The sequence below is a fragment of the Massilia psychrophila genome, assembly GCF_002760665.1.
Taxonomy (GTDB): domain Bacteria; phylum Pseudomonadota; class Gammaproteobacteria; order Burkholderiales; family Burkholderiaceae_D; genus JAFCUW01.
This window is the reverse complement of the sequence record NZ_PDOB01000001.1, coordinates 204,038-219,119: the sequence shown is the minus strand read 5'-3', so window position 1 is coordinate 219,119 and position 15,082 is coordinate 204,038. Positions and strand designations below refer to the sequence as shown.

17 protein-coding genes are annotated in these 15,082 nt (G+C 63.5%); 11 read left to right on the top strand and 6 right to left on the bottom strand.

The window, feature by feature from the left end:
- From thiL to CR103_RS01005, 6 genes are all read left to right on the top strand, one after another.
- Window positions 1–978: a thiamine-phosphate kinase gene (gene thiL / locus CR103_RS01030; RefSeq protein ID WP_099914142.1), complete on the top strand. Its 978-nt coding sequence runs from the start codon at window positions 1–3 to the stop codon at window positions 976–978.
- A 72-nt stretch (window positions 979–1,050) separates the two neighbouring features.
- Window positions 1,051–1,542 (top strand): CinA family protein, encoded by a 492-nt coding sequence (locus CR103_RS01025; RefSeq protein ID WP_099914311.1) that lies wholly within the window; start codon window positions 1,051–1,053, stop codon window positions 1,540–1,542.
- Window positions 1,543–1,545: 3 nt separating this feature from the next.
- Window positions 1,546–2,451 (top strand): metallophosphoesterase family protein, encoded by a 906-nt coding sequence (locus CR103_RS01020; RefSeq protein ID WP_099914141.1) that lies wholly within the window; start codon window positions 1,546–1,548, stop codon window positions 2,449–2,451.
- A gap of 38 nt (window positions 2,452–2,489) precedes the next feature.
- A complete protein-coding gene (locus CR103_RS01015) occupies window positions 2,490–3,218 on the top strand; it encodes a P-loop NTPase family protein (protein WP_099914140.1) in 729 nt (242 codons plus the stop codon).
- Window positions 3,219–3,223: 5 nt separating this feature from the next.
- Window positions 3,224–3,697: a hypothetical protein gene (locus CR103_RS01010; protein WP_099914139.1), complete on the top strand. Its 474-nt coding sequence runs from the start codon at window positions 3,224–3,226 to the stop codon at window positions 3,695–3,697.
- Between the two features lie 22 nt (window positions 3,698–3,719).
- Complete coding sequence (locus CR103_RS01005; protein ID WP_099914138.1) at window positions 3,720–4,730, top strand: cation diffusion facilitator family transporter; 1,011 nt, start codon at window positions 3,720–3,722, stop codon at window positions 4,728–4,730.
- Here CR103_RS01005 and cysK read toward each other — a convergent pair.
- The 3 genes from cysK to tcdA are packed head-to-tail and all read right to left on the bottom strand — an operon-like array spanning window position 4,727 to window position 7,078.
- Complete coding sequence (gene cysK / locus CR103_RS01000) at window positions 4,727–5,659, bottom strand: cysteine synthase A (protein ID WP_099914137.1); 933 nt, start codon at window positions 5,657–5,659, stop codon at window positions 4,727–4,729. The two genes, CR103_RS01005 and cysK, sit on opposite strands and share 4 nt — an antisense overlap.
- A 50-nt stretch (window positions 5,660–5,709) precedes the next feature.
- On the bottom strand, window positions 5,710–6,174 hold the full coding sequence (locus tag CR103_RS00995) for an FKBP-type peptidyl-prolyl cis-trans isomerase (protein WP_099914310.1): 465 nt from the start codon (window positions 6,172–6,174) through the stop codon (window positions 5,710–5,712).
- A 31-nt stretch (window positions 6,175–6,205) separates the two neighbouring features.
- Window positions 6,206–7,078 (bottom strand): tRNA cyclic N6-threonylcarbamoyladenosine(37) synthase TcdA, encoded by an 873-nt coding sequence (gene tcdA / locus CR103_RS00990; protein WP_099914136.1) that lies wholly within the window; start codon window positions 7,076–7,078, stop codon window positions 6,206–6,208.
- Between the two features lie 82 nt (window positions 7,079–7,160).
- Here tcdA and pdxH point away from each other — a divergent pair, with 82 nt between their 5' ends.
- Complete coding sequence (pdxH, locus tag CR103_RS00985; protein ID WP_099914309.1) at window positions 7,161–8,360, top strand: pyridoxamine 5'-phosphate oxidase; 1,200 nt, start codon at window positions 7,161–7,163, stop codon at window positions 8,358–8,360.
- A 26-nt stretch (window positions 8,361–8,386) separates the two neighbouring features.
- Here the strand turns inward: pdxH and CR103_RS00980 are convergent, their stop codons facing one another.
- Window positions 8,387–9,064, bottom strand: coding sequence for a hypothetical protein (locus CR103_RS00980; RefSeq protein WP_099914135.1), 678 nt, complete (start codon window positions 9,062–9,064; stop codon window positions 8,387–8,389).
- Between the two features lie 96 nt (window positions 9,065–9,160).
- The gene (gene msrA, locus CR103_RS00975; RefSeq protein WP_099914134.1) at window positions 9,161–9,706 is read right to left on the bottom strand and encodes a peptide-methionine (S)-S-oxide reductase MsrA; all 546 of its coding nucleotides are present in this window, start codon (window positions 9,704–9,706) and stop codon (window positions 9,161–9,163) included.
- 132 nt (window positions 9,707–9,838) lie between these two features.
- Between msrA and CR103_RS00970 the strand changes: the two genes are divergently transcribed.
- The gene (locus CR103_RS00970) at window positions 9,839–10,354 is read left to right on the top strand and encodes a flavin reductase family protein (RefSeq protein WP_099914133.1); all 516 of its coding nucleotides are present in this window, start codon (window positions 9,839–9,841) and stop codon (window positions 10,352–10,354) included.
- Between the two features lie 114 nt (window positions 10,355–10,468).
- Window positions 10,469–11,665: an acyl-CoA dehydrogenase gene (locus tag CR103_RS00965; protein ID WP_099914132.1), complete on the top strand. Its 1,197-nt coding sequence runs from the start codon at window positions 10,469–10,471 to the stop codon at window positions 11,663–11,665.
- Between the two features lie 975 nt (window positions 11,666–12,640).
- Here CR103_RS00965 and CR103_RS00955 read toward each other — a convergent pair.
- Complete coding sequence (locus CR103_RS00955; protein WP_099914131.1) at window positions 12,641–13,006, bottom strand: hypothetical protein; 366 nt, start codon at window positions 13,004–13,006, stop codon at window positions 12,641–12,643.
- A 331-nt stretch (window positions 13,007–13,337) separates the two neighbouring features.
- On the opposite strand from CR103_RS00955, the gene CR103_RS00950 reads away from it, so the two are divergent.
- Window positions 13,338–14,126, top strand: a complete 789-nt coding sequence (locus CR103_RS00950; protein ID WP_099914130.1) for a DinB family protein — start codon at window positions 13,338–13,340, stop codon at window positions 14,124–14,126.
- A gap of 14 nt (window positions 14,127–14,140) precedes the next feature.
- Window positions 14,141–14,881, top strand: a complete 741-nt coding sequence (locus CR103_RS00945) for an alpha/beta fold hydrolase (RefSeq protein ID WP_099914129.1) — start codon at window positions 14,141–14,143, stop codon at window positions 14,879–14,881.
- Window positions 14,882–15,082 lie beyond the last annotated feature (201 nt).

Here is a 15,082-nt window from a genome sequence, read left to right as displayed (position 1 = left end):
ATGCTCTCAGAATTTGACCTCATCAAGCAGTACTTTGTACGCGGCGCGCGCGCAGGCGCCCCCCGCGCGACCCTTGGCATCGGCGACGACTGCGCGCTGCTGACGCCCTCGCCCGGCATGCAGATGGCGATTTCGTCCGACATGCTGGTCGAAGGCCGCCATTTTTTTGCCGGCGCCGACGCTTGCATGCTGGGCCACAAGAGCCTCGCGGTGAACCTGTCCGACTTGGCGGCAATGGGCGCAAAACCCATCGCTTTTACGCTTGCCCTGGCGCTGCCGGCGGCCGACCGGGACTGGCTGGCGGGTTTTTCGCGCGGCCTGTTCGATTTGGCCGACCAATTCGACTGCGAACTGATCGGCGGCGACACGACCCGCGGCCCGCTCACCATCTGCATCACCATCTTCGGCGAACTGGCGCCCGGCCAGGCGTTACGGCGCGATCGCGCGTTGGCCGGCGACGACGTCTGGATCTCGGGCACGCTGGGCGACGCGAGGCTGGCGCTGGCCTGCCTGCAAGGCGAATTAGTGTTTCATCGCGCCACCCTGGAGCAGGCCGCGCCGCGCATGCACATGCCGGCGCCGCGCGTGGCGCTTGGCCGCGCGCTGGCGTGTGGCGGCCTGGCCCACGCCGCGCTGGATATTTCAGACGGGCTGGCCGGCGACCTGGGACACATTTTGGCCGCCTCGAACGTCGGCGCCACGCTCGACGCCGACGCCCTGCCGGCCGGCCCCGCGCTGGCCTCGCAGAGCCGTTCGCTGCGGCGCCAATTTAGCGCCGCCGGCGGCGACGACTACGAATTGTGTTTTACCGCCGCGCCGCGCCATCGCGCCGCTATCGTGGAGGCCGCTGCCGGCTGCGCCACCCTGGTCACCCGTGTCGGCGTTATCGAGCAGGCGCCCGGCCTGCGCTTTGTCGATGCCGACGGCCGGCCGCTGGCGCTGTCGGCGGCTGGCTTCGACCACTTCGCCAGCGCCTGACTCTAGAACACTGGCGCGCATGGTAAAGTCGCTGGCATCGGCTGAAGGGAGTACGACGTGACGAACGACAGGATTGATAACAATATTGATGATATTGCGGCGCGCGTCGGCCAGGCGCTGCATGCCAGGACACTGCTGCTGTGCACCGCCGAATCGTGCACCGGCGGCGGCGTGGCGCAGGCGGTCACCGGCATTGCTGGTTCGAGCGCGTGGTTCGAGCGCGGTTTCGTCACCTATTCGAACGCCTCGAAGGCGGAACTGCTCGGCGTGCCGGCGGCGCTGATCGTGCAATGCGGCGCCGTCAGCGAGGAAGTGGCGGCGGCGATGGCGCAAGGCGCGCTGGCCAATAGCGCGGCGCACGTCGCGCTGTCGATTACCGGCATCGCCGGGCCTGGCGGCGCGATGCCGGGCAAACCGGTCGGCACTGTCTGCTTCGCCTGGAGCCGCGCCGGCGCCACCCGCACCGAGCAACTGGTATTCGGCGGCGACCGCGCCGCGGTGCGCGCGCAGGCAAGCATGTACGCGCTTGCCGGCCTGCTGCTCTTTATTGAAACCATCGAGTAAGCCTTGCCCGCGCCGATCGCACCTACCCTGCTGGCCCTCCCCTCGCTGCTTCTGCTCGCCGCCGGCCTGCCGGCGCCAGCGATTGCGGCCGCCCCTGCCGCCACTACCGTATACGCCGCCGGCGACATCGCGCGTTGCGTACACCTTGATGCGGCCTGGTCGGGCGCCGCCGCCACCGCGGCGCTGATCGAAGCCGGCCTGGCGCTTGACCCGGGGGCCGCGGTGCTGGCGCTGGGCGACTTGACCTATCCGGTCGGCGCGCCGGCAGAATTCACCAACTGCTACGGCCCGACCTGGGGCAAGTTCAAGGACCGCACCTACCCGACGCCGGGCAACCACGAATACGCGACGCCGGGCGCGGCCGGCTACTTCGGCTATTTCGGCGCCGCCGCCGGGCCGGGCTACTACAGCGTGCAATTGGGCGCATGGCGGCTCTATTCGCTCAACAGCAACCTCGCAGCAAACGCCCACGCGGCGCAAATTGCGTGGCTGCGCGGCGAACTGGCGCGCCACCCGGCGCGCTGCACGCTCGCCTACTGGCACCACCCGCTGTATAGTTCCGGAATGAAAGGCAACGACACCCGCATGAAGGATGCGTGGCAGGTGCTCTACGAGGCCGGCGCCGAGATCGTCCTGTCCCGCCACGATCACCTGTACGAGCGGTTTGCGCCGCAAAATGCTAGCGGCCGGCGCGACGCCGAGCGCGGCATGCGCCAGTTTGTCGTCGGCACCGGCGGCGCCTTCCCGACGCCCTTCCTGCGTACGCGGGCCAACAGCGAAGCGCGCGACAGCAACCACAACGGGATACTCAAGCTGGTGCTCGGCGACGATGGCTACGCCTGGCAGTTCCTGCCGGTGGCGGGCGGCGGCGCGGCCGGGCCGGACCGCGGCAGCGACCGCTGTCATTGACGCGCCGCCCGCAATCACATTAACATCTGGAGCATTCGATGCACAACACGGTTCACTTCATCTTGCAGGGCAAAGGCGGTATCGGCAAAACGCTGGTGTCGACCATCCTGGCCCAGTGGCTCGCCGTCAAAGACGAGCAGCCTTTGCGCTGCTACGATACTGACCAGGAAAACGCCACGTTCTCGCGCTACAAGGCGTTGAGCGTCCAGCACGTGCCGGTGATGACGGACACCCGCAACATCGACCCGAAACGCTTCGACGCCTTGATGATCGACCTGCTCGAGGAAGACGGCAACTGCGTCGTCGACAATGGCGCCAACACGTTTTCGCCCCTGATGGGCTACCTGCTCGAGAACGACTGCTTCGACCTGCTGCAGGAGTCCGGGCGCAAGGTCTACATCCACACCATCGTCGGCGGTGGCGACACCTTGCACGACACCGCGATGGGCTTCGTCTCGACCGCCAAATCGACCCGGGTGCCGCTGGTGCTGTGGCAGAACGAGCATTTCGGCCTGCTGCAATCGGCCAGCGGCAAAGTGTTTACCGAGTCGCACACCTACCTTGAAAACGCCGAACGGGTATGCGGGCGCGTGGTGCTCGCGCAGCGCAATGTTGACACCTTCGGCGCCGATATCAAGAAGATGAACATCGCCCGCATGACGGTCGACGAGGTGCGCGCCAGCGACAAGTTCAACGTGATGGAAAAGCAGCGCATCAAGGTGGTGTTCCGCGACCTGTTCGAACAACTCGATAAAGTGGCGTGGTAGCGGCCATGGACCAGCAAAAACTGCGCACCCTCGTGTTCGAGAAAACCGGTGTCCGCATCGACGTCGACGACCCGGTCTTCGCGCTGGTGGCACTCAACGAAGCGGTGCTGGCCGAGGCGGTCGAACGCCACGTCGCCCTGCTCGACAATGCAACGCGCGAACTGGCCGGCCGGCTGCACGATGGCGGCTTGGGCTACCACGCCGGCTCCCTGGCACCGCAGCCGGCGGCGAGCGCATCATCCCAACTGGAGAAGCGGATCATCGTCATCGCCGGCGCCGCGGCGGTGCTGGGGGCGCTGCTGGTCTTGATGGGCCAGGCGCTGTTCTTCAAGCCGGCACCGGCGCCGGTGATCCAGGCGAGCGAGCTGAGCGAAGCGCAGTCGGCGGCGCTGCGCAACGCCGGGAAGCTGGAAAAAATCGTCCAGAAACTCGACGCCAAAACGCGCAATGCGATCCAGGCCGACATGCAAAAACCATGACACAGACACGGAAGATTCAATCATGAACCACGACCACGACCACGAGCCGCGCCCGCACGGCGACCATGGCCATGCGCACGCCCCGACGAAGGCGAAGCACGATCACGCCCATGATCATGGCCACGGCGGCCATGGCCACCACCACCACCCGGTCGATCCGAACGGCAACCAGCGCGCCTTTGCGCTGGCGATTGGCCTCAATACCGTTTTCGTGGCGATCGAATTCGGCTACGGCTTTGTTGCCAACTCGACCGCGCTGATGGCGGACGCCGGCCACAACCTGTCCGACGTGCTCGGCCTGGCGCTGGCATGGGGCGCGGCGGTGCTGTCCAAGACCGCGCCGAACCGGCGCTTCACGTACGGCCTGCGCAGCTCGTCGATCCTGGCGGCGCTGTTCAACGCGCTGCTGTTGATGATGGCGTGCGGGGCGATCGGCTGGGAAGCGGTGCACCGCTTCAGCAACCCGAGCCCGGTGGCCGGCTGGACGGTATCGATGGTGGCGCTGGTCGGGGTGGCGGTCAACGGCCTGTCGGCTTGGCTGTTCATGGCCGGCAGCAAGGACGACATGAACGTGCGTGCGGCCTACCAGCACATGGCGGCCGACGCCGCCATTTCGCTTGGCGTGGTGATGGCCGGCGTCGCCATCATGGTCACCGGCTGGAACTGGCTCGACCCGGCGGTCAGCCTGGTGATCGTAGCGCTGATCGTGCTGACGACCTGGTCGCTGCTGAAGGAATCGCTGCGCCTGGTGCTGGCGGCAGTGCCGGCCAATGTCGACCCGCAACAGGTCAGGCAGTTCCTCGAAGACCGGCCCGGCGTATCGGAAACCCACGACCTGCATATCTGGGCGATGAGCACCACCGAAACCGCCCTCACCGCCCACCTGGTGATGCCGCAAGGCTATCCGGGCGACCAGCAGATCGACGACATCGTCGCCAGGCTGAAGAACGAGTTCTCGATCCACCATTGCACCTTGCAGATCGAACAGGGCACCACCAGCCACGGCTGCTCGCTGCACAGCGAGGCACATTAATTGGCGAGATTGGCGTACAGCGCGGTGCTGAGGTAGCGTTCGCCGAACGACGGGATGATCGTGACGATCAGCTTGCCGGCGTTCTCCGGCCGGCGCGCGACCTGGATCGCCGCCCACAAGGCCGCGCCCGAGGAGATCCCGACCAATAAACCTTCTTCGCGCGCCGCCGCTCTGGCAACCGCGAAAGCGTCGTCGTTCTTGACGCCGATGATTTCATCGTAGATTTTGGTGTTCAGCACGGCCGGCAAAAAACCGGCGCCGATACCCTGCAGCGGGTGTGCCCCCTTGGTCCCTTTGGAAAGGATCGGCGACGCTTCCGGCTCGACAGCGATGACCTGGAAGCCGGGTTTGCGCGATTTCATCACTTCGCCCACGCCGGTGATGGTGCCGCCGGTGCCGATGCCGGCGACCAAAATGTCGGCCTTGCCGTCGGTGTCGCGCCAGATCTCTTCGGCGGTGGTGCGGCGGTGGACTTCGGGGTTGGCGGCGTTGTTGAATTGCTGCGGCATGAACCAGAGCGGGTTGGCCGCGACCAGTTCCTCGGCCCTGCGGATGGCGCCCAGCATGCCTTCCGAACCTGGCGTGAGGATCAGCTCGGCGCCGTAAGCGCGCAGCAAGGTGCGCCGCTCGGTGCTCATGGTGTCGGGCATCACTAGGGTGCAGCGGTAGCCGCGCGCCGCGCACACCATCGCCAGCGCGATGCCGGTGTTGCCGCTGGTGGGCTCGACGATGACGGTGTCGGGCCCAATCCGGCCAGCCGCCTCCGCCGCCTCGATCATCGAAAGGCCGATGCGGTCCTTGACGCTGTGGGCCGGATTGTAAAATTCCAGCTTGGCGACGATTTCGGCCGGCGCGCCCTTGGCCAGGTTGCGGATCCGCACCAGCGGGGTATTGCCGATCAACTCAGTGACATCGTTCGCGATTCTCATGCTGTGTCTCCCCGCTGGTGTTGTTGACGATGTTCCTGCAATATCGCCGGTTATTTAACGTCGAGCAATTCCACATCGAAGACCAGGTCGGAATCGGGCGCAATCGCCCCGCCGCCCGCGCCGCGCTTGCCGTACGCCAGTTCGCTCGGGATGATCAAGGTACGCTTGCCGCCCACCTTCATGCCTTCCACGCCCTGGTCCCAACCCTTGATGACTCTGCCGGCGCCCAACTGGAACTCCAGCGGTTCGCGGCCGGCGTCGAGCGAGGAATCGAACTTGCGTCCGCGCTGGCGGGTGGCCATCGGCTTGTAGTACCAGCCGGTGTAGTTGACCACGACGTTGCTGCCAACGGTGGCTTGCTTGCCGGTGCCGACGACGTTGTCGATCTTGACGAGCGGTTCGGCCACGACAGCGGCAGTGGGGGCGGCGGCCGTGGCTGTTGCTTGGCCGGCGGCCTGGGACATCGATGCGGCCGACAGGCACAGCATCGCGAGAAACATGGTACGACGGATCATGGCGTCTTCTTTCATATGAAAAAAATGTTGATTACACAAGGCTATCATACACCGGGGTCAGAGTTGGCTCTGACCCCGTTGCGCTGTCGGCAAGCTTGCGCAGCAGGTGGGCGGCGGCCACCATGCCGAAACTGGCGGTGACGACGACGCTCGAGCCGAAGCCGGCGCAATTGATCCCTGTAATGCCGGCGATGCCGCGCTGATCGGCATCGAGCGAACAGCCGGCGTCTTCGGCCGGGAACTGCAACGGCTCCATCGAGAACACGGCGTCGACGTTGAACTTGTTCTTCTCGCCGCGCGGAAAACCGTAGTGCGTGCGCAACAACTTGCGCACGCGCTTGAGCAAGGGCTCCTGCTCGGTCTTCGACAGGTCGCGCACGGCAATTTTCGTCGGGTCGGTCTGGCCGCCGGCGCCGCCGATGGTGATCAGGGCAACCGCGTGCTGGCGGCAATACGCGATCAGCGCGGCCTTGTCGCGGGCGCTGTCGATGGCGTCGATGACGTAATCGAAAGTGCCCGCGCCGATCAGCTGGCCCAAGTTGTCGGGGGTGATGAACTGTTCCACCAACGTCACCTTGCAGTACGGGTTGATCTGCGCGATGCGTTCGGCCAGCGCGTCGATCTTGGCCTGGCCGAGGGTAGCGGTGAGCGCCTGGACCTGGCGGTTGATGTTCGATTCGGCGACGTTGTCGAGGTCGATCAGGGTCAGCGCGCCGAGCCCGCTGCGCGCCAGCGCTTCGACGATCCACGAGCCGACGCCGCCGACGCCGATCACGCAGACGTGCGCCGCGCGGAAGCGTTCCAGCGCATTCTGGCCGTATAGCCGGGCTATACCGCCGAAGCGGCGTTCGACATCGACTGGTTCGGCGCAGTCGGCGGGAATAACATTGTTGACGAGTTTCATGCGCCCATTTTAACGGACGTTGCCGGCAGGACTGCTTTAAAATGTTCTCTAGTCAACGAAGAATTTTCCCCGAAAGAACATGATGACACATTCCTTGCCCGATACCGCTCCCGGATTCGACCAGCCGATTGCGGTCTTGAAGCACTGCCACGACCGCATCCGCAAACAGCTTGAAACAATGCAAAAAATGTCGGAACACCTGGCGCGCCACGGCGCCGACGAAGAGGCACGCCAGGCGGCCCAGGCGGTGCTCAAGTATTTCGACAAGTCAGCCCACCTGCACCACGCCGACGAGGAAGATAACCTGGTGCCGATGCTGCAATCGGTGGCCCAAGGCGAGGACGCGGCGACCCTGGCCGCACTGGTGCCCGGCATCCTGCGCGACCACGACGAGATGGATGCGATGTGGCTAGGCCTGCGCGAGGAACTGAACGCGATCGCGGACGGCAGCGCCGCTACACTGACAGCGTCCAACGTGCAGCGCTTCGCCGAGCGCTACAGCAGCCACATGGAACGCGAAGAAACCCGCATCGCGCCGATGGCAAAACGATTATTCAGTGCGGCGCAGATGGCGCAGTTGGGCGAAGCGATGCAGGTGCGGCGCGGTATCTTGCCGGCGCCGATCGCCACCGCAGAAACGACCGGAGAGCGCGTTGCCGCCCTGCGCAAGGATTACGGCCAGGCCACCCTGAACGAAACCGATGTTGCCACCGACCCGTTCGAGCAGTTCAACGCATGGTTCGAGCAGGCGCTGGCCGCTGAAGTGAACGAGCCGAACGCGATGAATGTGGCCACCGTCGACGCCGGCGGCAAGCCGACGTCGCGCATCGTGCTGATCAAGCAATTCGACCGCCGCGGCTTCACCTGGTACACCAATTATGACAGCCAGAAAGGGCGCCAGTTGGCCGCCAACCCGCACGCCGCCCTGCTGTTCTTCTGGAGCGAACTTGAACGCCAAATTCGTATCGAAGGCGTTGTCGAACACACGTCAGCGGAAGAAAGCGACAAGTATTTCCACAGCCGGCCATTGAAAAGCCGGCTGGCAGCCATCGCGTCGGCGCAAAGTGCGCCCGTCGCCGACAGGGCTACGCTCGAACAGCACTACGATGCGGTGGCGGCGCAGTATGGCGAGTTGCCGCCGCGACCCGACCATTGGGGCGGGTTTCGCCTGGTGCCGCAGCGAATCGAATTCTGGCAGGGACGGCGTTCGCGTTTTCATGACCGCATCGTGTACACGCTGCAGCCGGACGGCAGCTGGACACGTGAGCGCTTGCAACCGTAAGGTGCACGCGCCGGCGCCGCTGGCTCTTAGAAACGGTACGACAGCGCCACGCGCAGCACCGGGTAGATGCGCGGTACGTCGCTGATCTGGCTGGCGAAGCTTGCCTGCTCGAGAGCGACATCGCGCGCCAGCGCCTGGCAAACGACAGTGGAAGCGGTGCAGCCGGTACTGACCAGCCGGGCCTCGCCCTTGGCCCGGAAGAAGGCGCCCAAATCGCTCGTGAAATTCCAGCCGGGGGCGGCCTTGACCGCATTGCCCCAGCCGATGCCGATATACGGCGCCGCCGTGCGGTACACCAGGCTGCCGTCGAGGGTGCCGACGTCGGCCGAGCGGTAATTGACGCCATTGACGGTGTAGCTGCCGCCATTGTTGGGCTTGCCCTTGGCGTCGAATTTGCTGCCGTCATAGACCAGGCCGGCGCTCAGGTGGAAACTGCTGTTGTCGCGCACATACCAGTCGATCAGGAAATCAACCGAGCGCAGCCGGGCGTCGATGTCGTAATCGACGGCCCCTTCCGATCCGCTGACAGTAAAATTGCCGCCGTTCAGGCCGACACGCCCATTGACGGTGGGCGCGAGCGGCGCTACCAGGTGGGCGCCAAAACCGGTGGTGCCGAAGTCGGCGGTGACGGCGACCTGGGCCTGCGCGGCGCTGGCCAGCAGCAGGCCGGCGGCCGCGGCAAAGAAAGATTTGTTCGATTTCATATTCGCTATCGGTGATGGATTGGCGCTGAGTTACGCCGCGATATTTTAACCGCGTCTGTCCGCGAAGCAATCACCATTGCAGACGCTGTTGCGTAATTACTTCAGCCGATTCGAAAAAGTTTTCCTGAACTTGCTCACCTTGGGCGCCACTACGAAGGCGCAATACCCCTGCAGCGGGTGCTGGCGGAAATAATCCTGGTGGTAGTCCTCGGCCCGGTACCAGCCTTGCACCGCCGCCAGCTCCGTCACGATCGGCGCATCCCACACATTGGCCATCTCCGCCATCACGTGGCGGGCGGTGGTTTCCTGCTCGGGCGAGGTGAAGTAGATTACCGAGCGGTACTGGGTGCCGACATCGTTGCCCTGCCGGTTCAAGGTGGTCGGGTCGTGGATGGTGAAAAATATCTCGAGGAGGTCGCGGTAGCCGATCTGTTGCGGATCGAACGCGATGCGCACCACTTCGGCGTGGCCGGTGGTGCCGGCGCACACCTGCTCGTAGCTCGGGTCGGTTGCGTGACCGCCCATGTAGCCGGACTCGACCTTCGTCACGCCCAGCACTTCCAGGTACACCGCCTCGAGGCACCAGAAACAGCCACCGCCGAGGATTGCCACATCCGGTTGATGCGCCGCTTGATTCGCCATCTCACACCCCAGCATCTCGTTGCAGATAGCTGTTACTGTAACGCAAAGCGCGGCCATGCGCACCCGCTAGCAAGAGCCAGCAACATCCGGAGCAACAAATTTGGCATAATAGGTCAAACACACAGGGCACCAATGAACACTAGCTCCCCCCGCGCCGCCGCGCGCCAGTTCGACGCCGGGCAGTTCCGTCACGCGTTGTCGCAGTTTGCCACCGGCGTGACCGTCATTACCACCCGGCTCGCCGACGGCAGCTTTCGCGGCCTCACGGCCAGCTCATTTAACTCGGTGTCGCTCGATCCGCCACTGGTGCTATGGAGCCTGGGCGAAGCGGCCAACAGCATGCCGGTATTTAGCGGCAACTCGCATTACGTGATCAACGTGCTGGCGGCCGACCAGGCCGAGCTGGCTGAACGCTTTTCGCGCCGCGGCGACGACCCGTTCGCCAACGTCGAGTACGAACTGTCGCGCACCGGCCAGCCGATCCTGAAGGGAGTTTCGGCCTGGTTCGAGTGCCACAACCGCAGCCGTTATCCCGAGGGCGACCATGTGATCTTTGTCGGCGAAGTCGAAAACTGCGCGGCCAGTCCGCAGACGGCGCTCATTTTTCATGGCGGACGCTTCGGTAGCACCCCGATCCCGGTAAAATAACACTTCAGCAACACCAGCCCCGCCAAGCTGCACACACGTCGCCCCCATGTCGTACACATGTTGCGCCTTGGCCCAAACGGGCCGGCCTCATTGACAAACCAGACAGGACCATCCATGAACCGATCCGAATCGCCGTCCAAGGCCCAATTCCACTGGGACGATGCGCTGCTGCTGAACGACCAGTTGAGCGACGACGAGCGCATGGTGCGCGAGGCCGCCGCCGCCTACTGCCAGGACAAGCTGCAGCCGCGCGTGCTCGAAGCGTTCCGCCACGAGACGATGGATACCTCGATCTTCCGCGAGATGGGCGAACTGGGATTGCTCGGCGCCACTATTCCGCTTGAATACGGCGGCTCGGGGCTGAACTATGTGTGTTACGGCCTGATCGCGCGCGAAGTGGAGCGCGTCGATTCCGGCTACCGCTCGATGATGAGCGTGCAGTCGTCGCTGGTGATGGTGCCGATCTACGAGTTCGGCACCGAAGAGCAGCGCCGCAAATACCTGCCGAAGCTCGCTACCGGCGAATCGATTGGCTGCTTTGGCCTGACCGAGCCGAACCACGGCTCCGACCCGGGCTCGATGATCACCCGCGCCAAAAAAGTGGCCGGCGGCTATAGCCTGTCGGGCGCCAAGATGTGGATTACCAATTCGCCGGTGGCCGACGTGTTCGTGGTGTGGGCCAAGGACGACGAAGGCGCGATCCGCGGCTTCGTGCTGGAAAAAGGCATGGCTGGCCTGTCCGCGCCGGCAATCCACGGCAAGTTTGGCCTGCGCGCCTCGGTGACGGGCGAGATCGTCATGGACAACGTGTTCTGCCCGGAAGAGAACGCCTTTCCGGACGTGCGCGGCTTGAAAGGCCCGTTCACCTGCCTGAACTCGGCGCGCTACGGCATCGCCTGGGGCGCGCTCGGCGCGGCCGAAGCGTGCTGGCACATCGCCCGCCAGTATGTGCTCGACCGCGTCCAGTTCGGCCGGCCGCTGGCGGCCAACCAGCTGGTGCAAAAGAAGCTGGCCGACATGCAGACCGAAATCACGCTCGGCCTGCAGGGCTGCCTGCGGCTGGGCCGCATGAAGGACGACGGCACGGCGTCGCCTGAAATCACGTCGATGATGAAGCGCAACTCGTGCGGCAAGTCGCTCGACATCGCCCGCGTCGCCCGTGACATGCTCGGCGGCAATGGCATCTCCGACGAATTCGGCGTGATCCGCCACATGGTCAACCTCGAGGTCGTCAACACCTACGAGGGCACGCACGACATCCATGCGCTGATCCTGGGACGGGCGCAGACGGGCATCCAGGCGTTTTTCTGATTCGGGCTCGAAGCAATCGGGGGGCTGAGACAAGGCCGGCGACGCTCTTGCGGAGCTGTTGACCAACCCCGGGAAATCAATGAGTTGCGCCATCACCGTCTGCGCCTTCAAGGTCCCCCAAGAGGCTTCCCGGAAAGCCGAGTTTTACAGCCATGTCTGTCCCACGTTTTTACACGGGGAAACTCGGGTTTTTCGAGAAGGACGTCGATCCTGCTGGGTCTTACCGGCGCAACTATCACAAAGAAGTTGGTGCTCAAACTGCGCTGATTCTTCAAACTTTCCTCCAAATCATCTTTATAGTAGCGCCTACGGAAGCCATTACCCCCTAAAAGTTCCGAACAGAGCCGTCAGACCAGCCTTCCGGTGCCCGTTCCCGTATCCCGTATCCCGTATCCCGCGCTCTTGGAAAGTTAGGGGCAAACCTCAACCGCGCGCGCCGCCGGCGCAATCTTAGGCAGTTGCGCTCATCGCACGGTTCGACAGAGAGCCTGGCGATAAAAGAGTTCCCTACCTCTCAGCAGCGTCGATGCTTCAGGCTTCAAGCGAGGACACCCATGGGTACACCGAGATGGTCGACGTCAAGGTTATTTGGAACTAAAGTCGAAAATTTCTATCAATTCCTGAGCCGGGCACGCGCTTGGCATGGCACACGCATCCCATACAGTTGCCCGCTGTCCTCGTCAACGAAAGCCGCGGCCAGCATACGCTCGCGGATCTCGGCCGTACGCTTCGGTTCGAGCTGGTTGCTGAACATCATACTTATCTCGCCGCTGCAGCGGCATGCGCAAATGGGTGATCAGCAGGTCGATCGACTCAGTCTTCAAAATCTAGCGCCGTTCCCGATGGGAAAATGGCATGACTGCGTGAATTCGGGGTGAACAGGGAAAACGGGAAAATAGCACGTTAAGCGGGGACGAGGCTGGCGTTGAAGGGCCGGTTTCGACCCAAAGCTGACATTCTTGGAAACGAACCGGGTTACGTTCTGACCCGATTCGCGGCATGAGTGAGAACTGACCAGCGTTGCGAGACGGCCGGAATGGCCAGTAAGACAATAGCGAAGTACAAAGTAATGTCGAGGATGAGAGCACCTAGGAACAGCTTGTCTTCACCGAACGAGAGCTGCCGCTCTACGGAAACACCCGGTGCGTCAAACAAGTATGCAACCGGGAAGCCGCCCTTTAATACGGGCTTGTAGCACGGATCGACTGCGAGTGGCCCACACAAGTTGCCGTACTGCGCTAGTTCGGGCCCTACGCGCTCAACGTATACCGACAGGAGTGCCAGCGTGATTGCCGAGATAAGTGCAATGCCTATGAGACTTAATTTGGCTGAGAGACGCATGTGCTCCTCATTGTTACGCTCGACTTAAAACTGTCCGCTTTTGGCCGATAGCGGCCTGTCGCCAAACAGAAGTTTTCCGGTAGTGCGTCTTGGTACACCGGACCAAACTACCCGAGAAAAGCGCGTGTGCACGTAAAAGCCTGTCGGATTGCCAAGTGTCCGGAAACGGTACTTTAGACCATTTCCGTCAATGCCAACGGTGCTAAACGGCAATTCCCAAAGCTTAGCGTACTATTTTTTCCGTTTTCTCTCTTCGCCCCAATTCAGTTGACGTCGAGGCTTTATGCTAGTAACGTCGCATTTTGAAACGTTATTTTTTAGACGGATAAAAATGCATTCTCGCTTCGACCGCTTCCGCATTACTTCGCTAGGGCGACAACTCGAGCGTCTGATTGACAGTCCCGAGCGGTACATCGAGTTCGCGGCCCTTTCACGCGCCGAGGTGCCGGCGGTATCGGCTATCGTGCATGATCTGCGGAAGCTGTTCCCCGAAGTGCAGTATGACCAGACGGCCAAGCAGTTTTGCGGGGCGATGGTGGCAGAAGTGATGCGCCGCAGGCACCACGATGTGTTGCGTCCGCGCGGCCGCGTACTGGGCGACTTCTTCACCTATGGCGTGGTGTGGATGGCCGAACCACAGCGCGCAGCTGTCGATGCGTTGCTGGCGCGGCTGGCGGCCATGCCCGACGAGATGACGCGGGTGATGCTTGCCATGCCCGCCGGGCGCTGGCGCACGCGCCCGGGCGGCACTGGCTTCTCGCTCGTCGAGCATATTTGCCACCTGCGCGACCTTGATCGCGACGTCTATCGCGAACGCATCGCACGTCTGCTTGCCGAGGATGGACCCGCTCTGGCGTCGGTCGACGGCGTCGCGATGGCTGCCGAGCGCCGCTATGCGGAACAGGACTGCGCCACCGCACTGGCTGGCTTCAGGCGGGCACGCGCCGACCTTCTGGCCCAACTGACGGCAACGACACCCCAGCAGCGCCAACGCTACGGCATCGTCGATGGCGCGCGCCGCGTCACGCTCGGCGAGCTGGTCGAAGACATCTACCATCACGACCGTACCCACATTCTGGAGTTGGACGAACTCGACGCCGATAGCCTCACGCAATATTAAGGAGAAAACAAGATATGACGACCCCGATCCTGCTCATTCATGGTCTGTTTGGCTCGCTGTCCGATCCGCGCATCGCAGCGGCATTTGGCGAGACGACTGTGCTTGCGCCCGACCTGCTGGGCTATGGCGCATATCGCTCGGCCGACACGGACGGCATAACGATTGAAGCGCAAGCCGACCATGTCGCCGCCTGGATGCGGCAGCGCGGCGACGCACCGGCACATGTCGTTGGCCACTCAATCGGAGGGGCTATCGCGATGTTCTTCGCCAGCCGCCACCCCGAGCTGACGCGATCGCCCACCAGCATCGAGGGTAACTTTACGCTCAAGGACGCCTTCTGGTCGAACCAGATCGCGCAGATGGCATTGTCCGAGGTGGAGGCAATCGTGGATGGCTACAAGGCTAACGTCGGTGGATGGATCTCGGCGTCAAATGTCGCTCCGACCCAATGGGCGCTCGACGTGGCGCAGCGCTGGCTGCACAACCAGCCGACATCGACAGTGCGGGCGCAAGCGCGCGCGGTCGTGGCGGCGACCGGCGGTGCGGAATACCTTGACTTGGTGCGCTGCTTGCTCGACGCCGGCCCGCCGTTTCATCTCATCGGCGGCGCACGCTCGCGCGCCGACTGGGACGTGCCCGACTGGGTCGCTCGGATAGCGGCGTCCAATTCGGACATCGCGGCGACGGGCCATCTGATGATGCTCGATGCACCCGAGCGCTTTGCCGCCGCCATCATGTCGAACTGTCGAGTATAAAGGCCATATTGTCGCCCTCGACTCTTGCTGCGCATCGGATTGCGCCTATAGCCATAGGGCCTGCTGAGCTAACAGCATTTGAAGATGCCTTTGAGCACGAGGTGACGGCGCAGACAGCCATTTTTATTTGCCATATGCGCATCCAAAAGGCCGGGCGGCATGAGCGCCACCCGGCATCAAGTTGAGCGATTACATGTGGCC